We start from the raw sequence: 13334 nt of genomic DNA, 5'->3' as shown, positions 1-13334 counted from the left end.
CCTTGCGGAACTGCTCCGGATACTTCGACGAACGTGACACAGAGACATCCTTCCCCAGACCACTGTCTGGGATCAGGGTGTCCGGTCCACAGGGGCAACCTCAGATGACCTGGGCTTCTTCGTGTCTGGGGGTACCACGGGAGATTCAGTGTCGATCTTGAGCCCGTCCAGTGGTCGAGTGGGGATGGGCGGGGACACGGGCCCGGTTAATGGTGATGCCGTTACGGCAGCCAGTGGCTACCGTCGCACTGTGAACGAGCAAGGGCAGTACGTCAGGTATCGGGAAGACTCGAAGGTGCTGGCATCGATCGGGGCGTGCGTCGACGCCCAGATCGCCCCGCTCACGGTTCGCCTGCCCAAGTCCCTGGCCCAGGCCGCGGTGGCCGCGTGGGAGCGTGACGAGCTGGACGACCTCGGCGAGGAGACTCACGAGCAGTACGCCTTGCGGGACAAAGCAGGGGAGCTGGCCCTGATCGGCCTGGTGATCTCGGAACGCGGCCGCTGGGAGAACGACGAGGTTGTCGTGGACCTCGATGTGGCCGCTGTCGGCGCCGCTGTACGAGCGTCGCAGTAGTCCCCTAAGCAAAAAGGTGACCCGCCTCGTGTGTACCGAACACGGGGCGGGTCACCTCCTATTCGCTCAGATCAGGCGGCGGAGGTCGCGTCGGCCGCCTTCGCCGACTCGACGCCCGGAGCCGCCGAGGTCCGCCTGAAGTTCAGCGCGATCAGCACGACCAGCACCATGCCTGCCACGGTGGCCCACATGGTGGTGCGCAGGCCGTCGGCGGTGGCGACGCGCAGCGCCTCACCGGTCAGTCCTTCGTTACCGGAGTTGGCGACCGCCACCAGGACGGCGAGGCCGACCGCGAGACCGACCTGCTGGCCGGTCGACGCGATACCCGAGGCGATGCCCTGATCCTCTTCCGCGGTCCCGGTGGTCACCGCCGCGTACATCGCGGTGAACACGGTGCCCTGGCCGAGGCTGAGGACGAGCACCCCCGGCACCAGCGCCAGGAACGAACCGGTCGGCGAGATGGAGAACGCGAAGGCCACGGTACCGGCGGCACCGATGAGGAGCGCGACGATCAGCGTGGTGCGCGCGCCGAAGCGGGTGACCAGCTTCCCGCCGGACAGGTTGCCGATGAGCACCCCGACACACGGCAGGAGGAAGGCGAAACCGCTCTGGATCGCCGAGTAGCCGAGCACGTTCTGGAAGTAGACGGTGAAGAAGTAAGGCAGCGCACCGAAAGTCCCCATGAACACGAAGACGACGAGGGTACCGGTACTCAGGTTTCGGTTACGGAACAAGCGAAGCGGCAGCAGCGGGTCGCGGCCGCGACCTTCGATGGCGATGAACCCGGCCAGCACGGCTATGGCGATGGCCGCGGTGATCAGGATCGTCGGCGAGGTCCAGCCCGACACCGGTCCCTGGACGAGGGTGAACACCAGCAGCGTCGCGCCGACGGTCGCGGTCAGCGCGCCGGGCAGGTCGAACTTGCGTCCGTCGGCCCCCTGGTCGGTGTCCTTCGGGATGACGAAGAACGCGAGCAGCATGGCGCCACCGGCGAGCGGGACGTTGGCGAAGAAGATCGATTCCCAGCCGAAAGCGCCCGTCAGCACACCACCGAGCAGCGAGCCGAAGACCATGCCGCTACCGCCGGCACCGCTCCAGATCGACAGCGCGCGGTTGCGGTCAGGACCTTCGGCGAAGGTCGTGGTGATCAGCGAAAGCGTTGAGGGGGCGAGGAAAGCGCCACCGAGACCCTGCACCGCACGCGCGATGATCAGGGTCGTCGGGTCACCGGCGAGCCCTCCGACGAGCGAGGAAGCCGCGTACAGGAAAAGGCCGAAGACGAACATCCGGCGGCGTCCGAACAGGTCCGCCGCACGGCCGCCGAGCAGCAGGAAACCGCCGAAGGCGACGACATAAGCGCTGACGACCCACTGGAGAGTGTGCGCGGAGAAGCCGACTCCGGCACCGATGTCGGGCAGCGCCACGAAAACGATGCTGTAGTCCATGGCGTAGATGAACATGGCGAAAGCCAGCAACGCCAGGATCAAACCGAGGCGTCTGCGGGACGGCGTCTCGGCGCCGGCGACTGCAGGAGGCATTTTCTGTGCCTGTCCTTTCGGGGGTGAGTTTTACGAGTGCTGGTCGATATCGCAGGAAGCAGGACAAGCCGCGCGGCGCCGGATTCCGGCGCCGAGCTTGGTGTTCACGGGAATTGGTGCCGTGTTCGTCATGCCGTCGTCGGCGCCGACGACGGCCATTGTCATGAATGAATGACCCCTCAGTCGTTTTGAGCCATTTCCCTACCAGGTGAGCGCGGCTCGAAGTATTCACGGAACCAGTTCACGACGGCGGTGTCGAGTTGGTCCCGTTCGTCTCGGTCTTCCGGGAGATGACCGCCGGAAAGGCGGATGAACCGCACGGTCTTTCCCAATTCGGTCAGCGTCTTGTACAGCTGTTCGGTGCCGTTGATGACGACCGTGGTGTCGTTTTCCGCATGCGCCAGCAGAAGTGGCGCCTGGATGTCCGCCGCATAGGCCAGCGGACTCGCTGCCTTCAGTCTCGCCAGATCCGTTGGATCGTCGACGTCGCCGATCCACTCTACGACCCGCCTGCTCCACGTCGGCGGCAGGGCCCGGATGTCCATTTCGAGATCCGCCGGCCCGCAGATCGCGACCCCTGCCCGCCAATAGTCCGGCAGCCTCGTCAGGCAACTGAGTGCCGCGAAACCGCCGTAGGACACCCCGTGGACACCCAGCCGGTCGCCGTCCACCCAGTCCAGGCTTCGCAGAAACAGTGCGGCGGCTTCGAAATCGGCGAGGTCACCGATTCCCCAGTCGCGATAGATCAGCCGCTGGTACTCCAGCCCCCGTCCGGTCGACCCGCGCACATTCGGTGCCAGCACGGCGATCCCGGCTCGCACCGCCCGCTGGATCAGCGGGTCGTGCACCGGCAGCGCGGCCCACTCCGGACCGCCGTGGATGGTCAGCACCGCCGGAACGGGGCCGGTCACCGAACGCGGGCGGTACAGCAGCCCGGATATCTCCAGCCCGTCCGCTCCGGTGAACCAGACCGTCTCCGGCACGACGAGGTCGTCCGGCATCCCGTCGCCGAAGTTGCTGAGCTGCTGCGATTCGCCCGATGCCAAGTCCACCAAGAAGAACTCGGTCGCCCGGTCGCCGGCACCGACCTGCGCCAGCAGACGATCTTCGGCGAAGCGCGGCACGAAGCCGTCGTAGCCGAAAGGCTGGGAGGCGAACCCGGGCAGTTCGACGGCGATCTCCGGCGTGCACAGGATCGTGCACTGATCCTGCGGCAAGGCCCAGACGACCTGCGGGCCCACGATCACGTTCTCCACGTCGGCATCCGGCGTGGCGATCCACTTCAGCGGACGGCCGGGGACGAGCAGGGCGACACCGAGGAAGTCGCGGCCCTCGGTGGTGCACAGGTAGATCCCGTCCTCGTTCCACCCGCCCGGCTGATACTTCGCCGGACCTTGGTGCGGGGTGAGATGTTCTGTCCGGCCGGTTTCGAGATCGCAGGCGTACAGATCCTGATCGGCGTTCTGATGGAATTTCAGGACGAGCAGGTACCGGGAGTCCGGCGAGAAACAGACGGGCACGTACCGGTCGTCACCCTCCAGGACCATCCTGGACTCGCCGGTCGTCAGGTCCCGCACGTGGACGTCCAAACAGGTGATGTCGCGCGCGCTGGTCGCGTAGGCGAGCAGACGGCCATCCGGGCTGTACGGCTGGCTTCCGCTCGAATACGGCACGCCGATCTCGCGCCTGACACCGGGTTCGGTCGCTATCCAGTCCACCTCGCCGGTGACCGGATCGAGTTCGGCCAGCCGGTAGTCCTGGCCGCCGGTCACGTCCGCCACGATCAGGAGGCGTGTCTCGTCGGGCCGCCACGCCAGCCGGGTGACCGCGCCGTCGATCGGGAACATCCGCCGTTCCCCGGCCCAGGTCTGGAACCAGGGCTGCGGCCGGCCGGAATCGTCGCAGACGTACGCGAAGCCTTCTTTCGACGGCCAAGCACCCCAGACGGTCATGAGTGCGCCGCCAAGGCGAGCTGGATCGACGCCGCGGCGACGATTCCACGGTGGAACCAGTCGAGGTCCAGATTCTCGTCGGGTGCGTGGTTGGCCTCGTCGACGTTGGCCAACGGCACGCCGTAGCAAGGACACGAGAGCTCGTCGCTGAGCACGGCGATCGGCAGGCTTCCGCCCATCGAAGGAACCAGCAGTGGCCGTTGCCCGATCCCGTCCTCGATGGCCTGAAGAATCGTTGCCGTGTAAGGGGTTTCGGGCAGAGTGGTAGAGGGCGACATGGCCGCGTCACGCACGAATTCGACATCGGGTGCGTACTTCGCGACGTGCCGCCGGATGGCGTCGGCGACTTGGTCGGGTGTCTGGCCACCGACCAGCCTGGCCTCGCAGCGGGCGATGGCGACGTCGGGGATCACCGCCCGGTGGTCGCCGGAATCCGCGCAGCTCAACGAGTTCACGGTCAGCGTGGGGACGGCCAAGCGTTCGTGGAAGCCCAGGTCGGCCGGTGGCTCCATGACGGCCACCCCGATCGCTTCGAGCGTTCCGGCCACGTCCACCGGAAGATCCGCCAGCGCGGCACGCTGCCCGTCGGTCAACGGCGCGACGTCGTCGGCGAACCCGGGCACGGTCACGGTGCCGTCCGGCGACCGCATGGTGGCCAGCAGCTGCACCAGCGCCCACGCCGGATTCGGGGCGACCCCGCCCCAGTTCCCCGAATGCAACGGCCGGTTCGCGCCTCGCGTCCGCAGTTCGAACATCAGGATTCCGCGCATGCCGAGGACCACGCACGCCCGGCCCGAGTCGTGCACCGGCCCGTCACTCCAGATCGCCAGGTCGGGCTGACCGATCCGGCGGACGGCCTTGGCGAGGTTGGGGCTGCCGATCTCCTCCTCGCCGTCGAGCAACACCGTGACACGGCAAGGGAAACCGCCGGTCAGGTCCCGCAGGGCGCGCAGCCCCAGCAGTTGCGCGAGATGCTGCCCCTTGTTGTCGCCCGTGCCGCGGCCGTACATCCGGCCGTCACGGATCGAGGGCACGAACGGCGGCGTCGTCCACAGTTCGAGCGGCCCCGGGGGCTGCACGTCGTAGTGCCCGTAGATCAGCACGTGCGGTCCGGGTCCGTCCGCCGTCCCCACGAGCGCGGGCCAGCCGCCGGTCTCGACCTCACGCGCCTCCAGGCCCGACGCGCGCAAGAGTCCGAGGCCGTGGGTGGCGGCCTCGGTCATGCCCTCGCCTGTGCGGCTCACGCTCGGCAAGGAGATCCAGTCCGCCAGCTCGCCGACCAGGTCACGGCCACTCACCCACCCCTGGAGCTGCTCGATCACAGATCCTCCAAGCGATTGCACAGAATGACATCGATATGTAGTCAAGCAAACCGATGACGGCTTGGCAAGGTACAGTGCCGGTTGTGGAAGCGACGATCGAAGAACTCAAGGCACTCGGGCACCCGGTCCGCTGGCGCATCCTGCGGCTGTGCCTGGACCGTGCGTTGACCAACAAGGAGCTGTCGGTCGAGCTCGACCTCGCTCCCGCGACCACCCTGCGCCACGTCCGTGCTCTGGTGAAGACGAACTTCCTGGTCGCCGAACCGGTCAACACCGGTGAACACGGCGCCCTGCAACGGCCCTATCGCGCGACCGCGCGCACCTGGGGCATGACCATCCTGCCCGACGACTCCGGCCTGGCCCAGCGGGTCGACCTCGCCGTGCTCGGCGCGCACCGGGCCGAACTGATCGCCGCGGGCAAGGATTCCGGTCGTGGCGCGAAACGGGGAGTGCTGCGGTTGCGTCCCGAGTCCGTGGAATCACTCCATCGCCGGATCCGGGAACTGATCGGCGAGTACACCGACGAACCCGATGGTGAGCCGCTGAGCTATCTGTGGTCGCTCGCCGCCCAGGCTCAACTCGACTCCGACCCACGGGAGAATGGTGCCCATTCCGATCGATCGACAGATGCCGACGATGGTTGATGGGTTCATTCCGCCACCGGCCGAAGATCACTTTCGCTAGTGTCGGTATCGCACGTCCGCCCGGCAGGCTGAACGGCCGCGGTGTTCCGTGCCGGATTCACGAATACGCTTCCTTGTCCGAAGATCGACGACAACAGGAGAATTGCCGGAAGGTCTTCAGAGGGAGCGGTTGTCTTGTTGATCATCCGTGGGAAAGGGTAGTTAATGAAGATCGTAATCGCCGGCGGCCACGGCAAGATCGCCTTGCGATTGACTCGGCTCCTCGCCAAGCGGGGTGACGCGGTCGTGGGTATCGTGCGCAATCCGCGCCACGTCGACGACATCAGACGGGCGGGTGGGGAAGCCGTCGTGCTCGATCTCGAGCACGCCACAGTGGACGAAGTGGCCGCGACTCTCGCCGGAGCGGACGCCGCCGTCTTCTCGGCGGGCTCGGGCAACAGCGCCACCTCCGCGCGCCGGGACAAAATGGACCGGGCCGCTGTCGTGCTGGTCATGGACGCGGCGGAACAGGCCGGGGTGCGACGGTTCCTGCACGTCAGTTCCATCAACGTGGGCTGCGCCGACGACCGCGGCATCGGCGAGGGGTATGCCACCTACTTGCGGGCCAAACGTGCCGCCGAAGAGCACATCTTCAGCCGTGACAAGCTCGAATGGACGGTACTTCGGCCCGGCGTGCTCACCGACGGGGATGGCGACGGCACCGTCGAACTCACCGCGGGGAACAAGGTCGGGCCCACGGGCGCCAGGTTCGACCAGGTCGCCAGGGAAGACGTCGCCGCCGTGCTCGTCGCGCTTCTCGACCGGCCCGGCACCGCCGGCCGTATCTACGTGGTGCTCGGTGGCGAGACCCCCATCGAAAAGGCGATCGACGGCTAGGTGTCCTGACCTTCGGGTTTTCCCCGACTGAAGCCCTTGGCCGATCCTTCTTCTGGTGACAGAGGAACGATCAGCCAAGGGCTTCAGTCCGTCAATGGGCCATGACGCCGACACGCATCTCTGCCCGTCGAACCTCGCGGCGTTCGAGAGTGTTCCGGGAATCGAAGAACCGCCATTGCGAATTGCGCTTTGATGCCTTGTCGCGGGGGCCGACGTCCGGGTGTACTTGATTGTGCCGGACGGACGAGTGCTCGCCGGTAAGCGGCGAAATCCAGTGTGCACGCCATCTTCCGTTACGAATTACCGGCCGAACATCGTTTCGGACGGATGCGACCGAATGGTGGCGGCAAAATTCTCATGGTGGATGCCCGGGTATCGCGCACGCAATCGCTCGCTACGACAACGACCGAAATGTCTATTTACGGCTACGGATATCGGCCGAAGTGGACCGAGATTGGTTGCAGTGCACACTATTGCTGTCTATGATGAAGTCCAGCTACTGACTGACAGAACCTTGGGGGTTCGTTGATCTGGTCCCGAGATCAACTCGGGAGAGATTGGCGAATATTCAGGCCACTTCGTTCCGCCCGAACAACGGGCGGGCGAGGCTTAATCCACTCTTACGCGGTCCGATATGGACAGTGGGCTCAGCGCGAAGGTTCCTCATCTTACAACACCGGGGGTTTCTTTGTTGTGCAGTCAATCGCCAAGACAAAGTCGGCGGCTCGAGCCGGCGTCGTGATCGCCGGCAAGGGTGCGTCTATGTCCATTGTGGATGAGTCTATTGTGGACTATGTGGCGACCGTGTCCTCGACGACCGGGCGAGCCTCATGATCGCGCGTACGGAGTCCGGGGATGTCTTGTCTCCTTGTATAGCCGCGGTCCCGCAGGTCGATCCGGTCAACCTGGTGCCGTGGCAGGGCCGTCTGCTCCCCGAGACCCAGCGCGTACTGGTCAAGGTGGACCTCGACATGGCCAAGGCGGTGGTGACGTCGGCACGGCACCTCCACGGTGGCCGCAACCCCGCCGACCAGTTCGCGGCCGAAGTGCTGGTGCGGCGGGGCCTGTACAAGTACGCGGGCGAGGTCCTGCCCCATCCGCCGGCGAGCACCGCCCCGCTGGCGCGCCGCACCCGCTGGGCGGTGACCGCGGCGGCCATCCAGTACTGGGGCGCGGGTGACGCCGAGGCCGCGCATCGGGTGCTCGGTGACGTCGGCAGTCCGGTGGCGGAGGCGCATCGGGCCGGTTTGCTGCTGCTGGAAGGCCGGACCCGCGCGGCCTTGACCGCGGGCGAGAAAGTGTTGCGCGACAGGCAACTGCCCGACGAGGCGATCAAGCCGGCGGTGACCACCGTCGTCGTCGCGGCCGGCCTGGCGGGCCGGTTCGACCGGGCGCTGGCGGCGGTCGGCAGGCCCGGCCCCGGCCGGCCCTGGTTCGCCGAGATCGGCTATGCGCACTGCTTCGCGTTGCTGATGGCCGGCCGGGTGCGGCACGCGCGCCGGATAGCCCAAGACGGATACCAGGACGCGGTGACCGCCGGGAACATCGAGGTGGCCGCGGGCTGGCTGGCGCTGCGCGGCCAGGTGGCCAAGGCACGGGGCGACCTGATCACCGCCATCACCGATCTGGAGACCGCTTCGCGCCTGTTCGACGGTGGCAACTCGTGTTTCATGCTGGCGCCGTGCCTGGCCGAGCTCGCCGCGGCCCGCGCCATGTCCGGCGATCAGGCCGGTGCGGAGCAGACCCGGCGGCTCGTCACCGACAGGGCACCCGAGAGCCGCCTGTTCGCCCCGTGGCTGACCCTGAGCCAGGCGTGGACCACGGCGGCCGGCGGGGACACCGCTCTCGCCGCCCGGCAGGCACGTTCCGCGGCCGAACTCGCGATGGCGCTGGGGCAGTACGCCGTCGAGGCCACGGCGCGCTACGACGTGGCCCGGCTCGGCAATCCCAACACCGTGAGGCATCGCCTCGCCGCGCTCGCCGCCGTGGTGCAGGGGCCTGTCGTGCCCGCCATGGCCGGGGCCGCGGACGCACTGGCCCGGTCCGATCCCGGGGCCTTGGACGTCGCCACGGCGAAGTTCACCGAACTCGGGATGGACCTGCTCGCCGCGGAGACCGCCACCGCCGCGGCCGCGGTGCGGCACACCGCCACACCTCCCGGCGGGATGGCGTGTCCCGACGCGACGACCCCGCTGTTGCGGCTCACCGCCCCGCTGATCGAGCTCACCAGACGCGAGCGGGACGTCGCACTGCTGGCCGCCGGGGGATTCACCAGTCCCGCCATCGGGCACCGGCTGGGGCTGTCCGCCCGCACCGTCGACAACTACCTGAGCCGCGCCTACCAGAAGCTCGGGGTGACCAGCCGCCGCGATCTGGCTCCACTGGTCACCGGCGACCGTCCGCAACCACCGATCCACGGCGAAAGGGAACACCGATGACGTCCATGAGCGACCTCGAGAAGATCTCGGCGAACCAGGAGGGCTTCAACCTGCGGGCACGGGCGCATCTGCAGTCCTCGTACTACGACGTGGAAAGGTTCAAACAGGGGCACAACATGTTGCGCAAGCTGGAACAGGAGGAGCTGGGCGACGTTCGCGGCCGGTCCCTGCTGGAACTGCAGTGCCACATCGGCGTCAACTCGCTCTCGCTCGCCCGCATGGGCGCGCAGGTGACCGGCACCGACATCTCGGACGAGGCGATCGACATCGCCACCGGACTCGCCGGTGAGCTCGGCCTCGACGCGAAGTTCGTCCAGGCGAACCTCTACGACCTGCCCAAGGTGCTCGACGGCGAGTTCGACATGGTGTTCACCGGCTACGGCACCCTTTCGTTCCTGCCCGACATCCACGGCTGGGCCCAGGTGGCGGCGGGGTATGTCAAACCGGGCGGCACCCTCACGATCGTGGAGATCCACCCGATCCTCACCCTCTTCGACTCGGTCGACGGGGAACTGCGGGTGGCCCGCTCGCTGTTCGAGTCCCGGGACGTGCACCACGAGATGTCCAAGAGCTACGCCGACCGCATCGAGGACGAGGTGCCGGTGGAGACGCACAGCATCTACGGCTGGCGCTGGACCGTGGAAGAGGTCGTGAACGCGCTCGTCGACGCCGGTCTGACCATCGAGCACCTCCGCGAAGTCCCTTACGACGCACGGCAGCGGCTCCCGCTGATGGTGCCCGACGGGGACCACAACTGGCGGATCCCCGGCGACCCGATCCCGCTGTCGTTCGCCTGCGTCGCCCGGCGGTGAGGCGGCGTGGCTGAGCAGATCGTCGCGACGGAGGAAATCCGCGAGTACGTCCGCGCGGTGTCCTTGAGAGAGGACCCGATCCTGGCCGCGCTCAGGGAAGAGAGCGCGGGGCTGCCGGGCGGTTCGGCCTTGCAGGTCATGGCCGAGGAGGGCCAGCTGCTGGCCCTCCTCGTCGGCCTGGCCGGTGCCGAGTCGGTGCTGGAGATCGGCACCTTCACCGGCTACAGCACGTTGTGCATGGCGCGGGCGCTGCCGCCGGACGGCACGGTCGTCACCCTGGACGTGAACGCGAAGTGGCCGGCGATCGGCGCCGGCTACTGGGAGCGCGCCGGAGTCGCCGAACGTATCCAGGTGCGTGTCGGTGACGCGACGAAAACTCTCGCCGCCCTCGTGGACGAGCGGGGCGGCGAGAGTTTCGACTTCGTGTTCATCGACGCGGACAAGGCCAACTACGGGGCGTACTACGAGGCCGCGCTCGCCCTCACCCGGCCGTCGGGGCTGATCGTCATAGACAACACGCTCTACTTCGGACGGGTGCTCGACCCGGCGAGCGAGGATCCGGACATTCTCGCGATCCGGGCGCTCAACGCATCGCTGCGCGACGATCCGCGAGTGGACGTCTCGATGCTCACGATGGCCGACGGAATCACCCTCGTCCGGAAGAAATGACGGATCAGGCCGCGGCCAGTCGGACGGCGGTGAGACGCATGGTGCCGGGAGCCGGTCTCGTGACCGGTGTGATGTGCAGGCGCCGCGTCTCCCCGTCGTCCGATGACGGCAGTCCGGCGAGACAGGCACACGGCTCGTCGGCGAACCCGGTGAACCGGTACGCGACTTCCATGATCCGGTTCCGCGAGGTCGGCCGGAAGTCCGCGGCCAGATGGGCACCGGCCGCCGCCGCTTCGGTGATCAGCCAGTTCAGCACGGTGGCACCGGCGCCGAACGAGACGACCCGGCACGAGGTGGCCAGGAGCTTCAGGTGCCACACCGCCGGACCGGTCTCCAGGAGCACGACACCGACAGCGCCGTGAGACCCGAAGCGGTCGTTCATCGTCACCGCGAGGACCTGGTGGCGCGGGTCGTCCAGGAGCGCGCGCAGGTCGGCGTCGGAGTAGTGGACACCGGTCGCGTTCATCTGGCTCGTCCGCAGGGTCAGTTCCTCCATCCGGGACAGATCGTCGGGAGTGGCGCGCTGGATCTCCATCACGAGCTCCAGAGAGCGCAGGAACTCTTCCGACGGCCCCTCGAACGACTCCTGCTCGGCTTGGCGACGCGCGTTCGCCTGGTACATCTGGCGACGGCGCCGCGAATCGACGGTCACCGTCGCCGGGGTGCACTCGGGCAGCGTCAGCAACTCGGGAATCGCCTCGGCCGGATAGCAGCGCACCTCCGGCAGGTGGAACGCCACCTCCGCGCGTTCCGCCGGCTGGTCGTCGACGAAGGCGATCGTGTGCCGGGCGAACTTCAGCTCGTCGGCGATCTGCTGGATCGACGACGACTTCGGGCCCCACCCGATCTTGGCGTTCACGAAGTACTCGGCGACGCCGAGGGCTTCGAGGCGTTCCCAGGCGGGGCCGTGGTCGTTCTTGCTGGCGACGGCCTGCAGGATGCCGCGGGCATCGAGACCCACGATGGTTTCGCGGACGTGGTCGGCGATGACCACGTCGTCCCCTTCGAGCAGGGTGCCCTTCCACAGCGTGTTGTCCAGGTCCCAGACGACACATTTGACGGTGGTGATCGGTTCGCTCACTGCTGCGCCTCCTGCCGGCCTGTGCCGTTCCCGCTCGCCAGGGCGTGTCTGGCGAGTTCGAGCTGGCATATCTCGCTGCTGCCTTCGATGATTTCCATCAACTTCGCGTCCCGGTAGGCGCGGGCGACCACGTGGCCGTCCGACGCGCCCGCCGAGGCCATGATCTGCATGGCCGACGCTGTCCCGCGCACGGCCTCGGTCGCGCTGACGTGTTTCGCGAGCACGGTGGCGATCACGACGTCCGGCGAACCCGACTCCCAGCCTTCACTGGCCTGACGGCACACCGCCGTGGTGATCTGCTCCGCGGCGTAGAGGTCGGCGACCATCCGGGAAACCAGCTGGTGTTCCGCGATCGGTTTGCCGAACTGCCGCCGCGATCTCGCGTGCTCGGTCACCGCGCCGAGACAGCCGCGCAGGATGCCGACGCAACCCCACGCCACCGACATCCGGCCGTAGGCCAGGGCGGTCGTCACCAGCATCGGCAACGACTGCCCGATCCCGCCGAGGACGTTCGCGGCGGGCAGGCGCACGCCGTCCAGCCGCACCTCGGCGTGTCCCGCCGCACGGCAGCCGATGGGGTGCGGGATCTTCTCGATCCGGACCCCGTCGGCGTCCGCCGGCACGACGACCGCCGCCGCGTTGTCGCCCAGTTTCCCGATGACGACGACGAAGTCAGCGTAGGCCGCCGCGGTGATCCACGTCTTGCCGCCGTCGACGAGCACCGTGTCGCCGTCGAACCGCAGCTCGGTGGTCATCGCGCCGAGGTCGCTCCCGGCGTCGGGCTCGCTGAACGCGACGGCCGCGAGCCTGCCGCCGGTCAGCTGCGGCAGGAAGGCGGCCCGCTGTTCGCGGGTGCCGAGACGCTGGATCGTCCACGCCGCCATGCCCTGCGAAGTCATCACACTGCGCAGAGAGCTGCACAGGCTCCCGGCGTGAGCGGTGAGTTCCCCGCTCTCCAGGCTGCCCAAGCCGAGCCCGCCGTGGCGTTTCGGCACTTCGGCGCAGAGCACCCCGGCGGCGCCGAGTTCACTCAGGACGGTTCGCGGGATCTCGCCGTCGATGTCCCAGCCGCCGGCGCTGTCCCCGACGAGACGCCAGATATCCTCGTGGCGCAAGGAAAGTCCGTCAGACATCGCTGTCTGCGGCCTCCTCCGCCTGGAGCCTGCCGACGAGCGTCGCCATGCTCTTGACCGTGCTGAAGTTGGACAGCTGCAGGTCCGGCCCGGCGACCGTCACGAAGTAGGCCTGCTCCAGGAACATGACCAGCTGCATGGCGAACATGGAGTTGGCGACCCCGGTGGCGAAGAGGTCCTGATCCACCTCGGGGCTGGTCCGGGTCTGCTCGGCCACGAACCTGGTGATCTCGTCGACGACGGCGTCCATGTCGAAGGGCGCCTTTTCGATCTGCTGTTCCGCGGTCATGACCAT

The 13334-nt window shown here is 67.7% G+C and carries 12 protein-coding genes; 6 read left to right on the top strand and 6 right to left on the bottom strand.

The window, feature by feature from the left end; translation table 11 throughout:
* Positions 1-250 precede the first annotated feature (250 nt).
* Positions 251-574: a hypothetical protein gene (locus tag ACFOSH_RS22295; RefSeq protein ID WP_378240971.1), complete on the top strand. Its 324-nt coding sequence runs from the start codon at positions 251-253 to the stop codon at positions 572-574.
* 71 nt (positions 575-645) lie between these two features.
* Here ACFOSH_RS22295 and ACFOSH_RS22290 read toward each other — a convergent pair whose 3' ends face one another.
* From ACFOSH_RS22290 to ACFOSH_RS22280, 3 genes are all read right to left on the bottom strand, one after another.
* Complete coding sequence (locus ACFOSH_RS22290) at positions 646-2112, bottom strand: MFS transporter (protein ID WP_378240970.1); 1467 nt, start codon at positions 2110-2112, stop codon at positions 646-648.
* Between the two features lie 179 nt (positions 2113-2291).
* On the bottom strand, positions 2292-4064 hold the full coding sequence (locus ACFOSH_RS22285) for a S9 family peptidase (RefSeq protein WP_378240969.1): 1773 nt from the start codon (positions 4062-4064) through the stop codon (positions 2292-2294).
* A complete protein-coding gene (locus tag ACFOSH_RS22280; RefSeq protein ID WP_378240968.1) occupies positions 4061-5386 on the bottom strand; it encodes a M20/M25/M40 family metallo-hydrolase in 1326 nt (441 codons plus the stop codon). Before ACFOSH_RS22280 ends, ACFOSH_RS22285 begins: the two co-directional genes overlap by 4 nt.
* A gap of 83 nt (positions 5387-5469) precedes the next feature.
* Between ACFOSH_RS22280 and ACFOSH_RS22275 the strand changes: the two genes are divergently transcribed.
* From ACFOSH_RS22275 to ACFOSH_RS22255, 5 genes are all read left to right on the top strand, one after another.
* The gene (locus ACFOSH_RS22275; protein ID WP_378240967.1) at positions 5470-6030 is read left to right on the top strand and encodes an ArsR/SmtB family transcription factor; all 561 of its coding nucleotides are present in this window, start codon (positions 5470-5472) and stop codon (positions 6028-6030) included.
* 204 nt (positions 6031-6234) lie between these two features.
* Positions 6235-6906 (top strand): NAD(P)H-binding protein, encoded by a 672-nt coding sequence (locus ACFOSH_RS22270; RefSeq protein WP_378240966.1) that lies wholly within the window; start codon positions 6235-6237, stop codon positions 6904-6906.
* Between the two features lie 830 nt (positions 6907-7736).
* Positions 7737-9344, top strand: a complete 1608-nt coding sequence (locus tag ACFOSH_RS22265; RefSeq protein ID WP_378240965.1) for a helix-turn-helix transcriptional regulator — start codon at positions 7737-7739, stop codon at positions 9342-9344.
* On the top strand, positions 9341-10156 hold the full coding sequence (locus tag ACFOSH_RS22260) for a class I SAM-dependent methyltransferase (protein WP_378240964.1): 816 nt from the start codon (positions 9341-9343) through the stop codon (positions 10154-10156). The genes ACFOSH_RS22265 and ACFOSH_RS22260 overlap by 4 nt, the downstream gene beginning before the upstream one ends.
* A gap of 6 nt (positions 10157-10162) precedes the next feature.
* Positions 10163-10825 carry an O-methyltransferase gene (locus tag ACFOSH_RS22255; protein ID WP_378240963.1) on the top strand — a complete coding sequence of 221 codons (663 nt, stop codon included), beginning with the start codon at positions 10163-10165 and terminating at the stop codon, positions 10823-10825.
* A gap of 4 nt (positions 10826-10829) precedes the next feature.
* Here the strand turns inward: ACFOSH_RS22255 and ACFOSH_RS22250 are convergent, their stop codons facing one another.
* The 3 genes from ACFOSH_RS22250 to ACFOSH_RS22240 are packed head-to-tail and all read right to left on the bottom strand — an operon-like array spanning position 10830 to position 13328.
* The gene (locus ACFOSH_RS22250) at positions 10830-11906 is read right to left on the bottom strand and encodes an HAD-IIIC family phosphatase (RefSeq protein WP_378240962.1); all 1077 of its coding nucleotides are present in this window, start codon (positions 11904-11906) and stop codon (positions 10830-10832) included.
* Positions 11903-13039: an acyl-CoA dehydrogenase family protein gene (locus tag ACFOSH_RS22245; RefSeq protein ID WP_378240961.1), complete on the bottom strand. Its 1137-nt coding sequence runs from the start codon at positions 13037-13039 to the stop codon at positions 11903-11905. The genes ACFOSH_RS22250 and ACFOSH_RS22245 overlap by 4 nt, the downstream gene beginning before the upstream one ends.
* On the bottom strand, positions 13032-13328 hold the full coding sequence (locus ACFOSH_RS22240; protein WP_378240960.1) for an acyl carrier protein: 297 nt from the start codon (positions 13326-13328) through the stop codon (positions 13032-13034). The genes ACFOSH_RS22245 and ACFOSH_RS22240 overlap by 8 nt, the downstream gene beginning before the upstream one ends.
* Positions 13329-13334: the final 6 nt, after the last annotated feature.

The organism is Amycolatopsis speibonae (assembly GCF_042647925.1).
GTDB classification, from domain to species: domain Bacteria; phylum Actinomycetota; class Actinomycetes; order Mycobacteriales; family Pseudonocardiaceae; genus Amycolatopsis; species Amycolatopsis speibonae.
The sequence above is the reverse complement of the archived record's forward strand: the minus strand, read 5'-3'. Positions and strand labels throughout refer to the sequence as shown.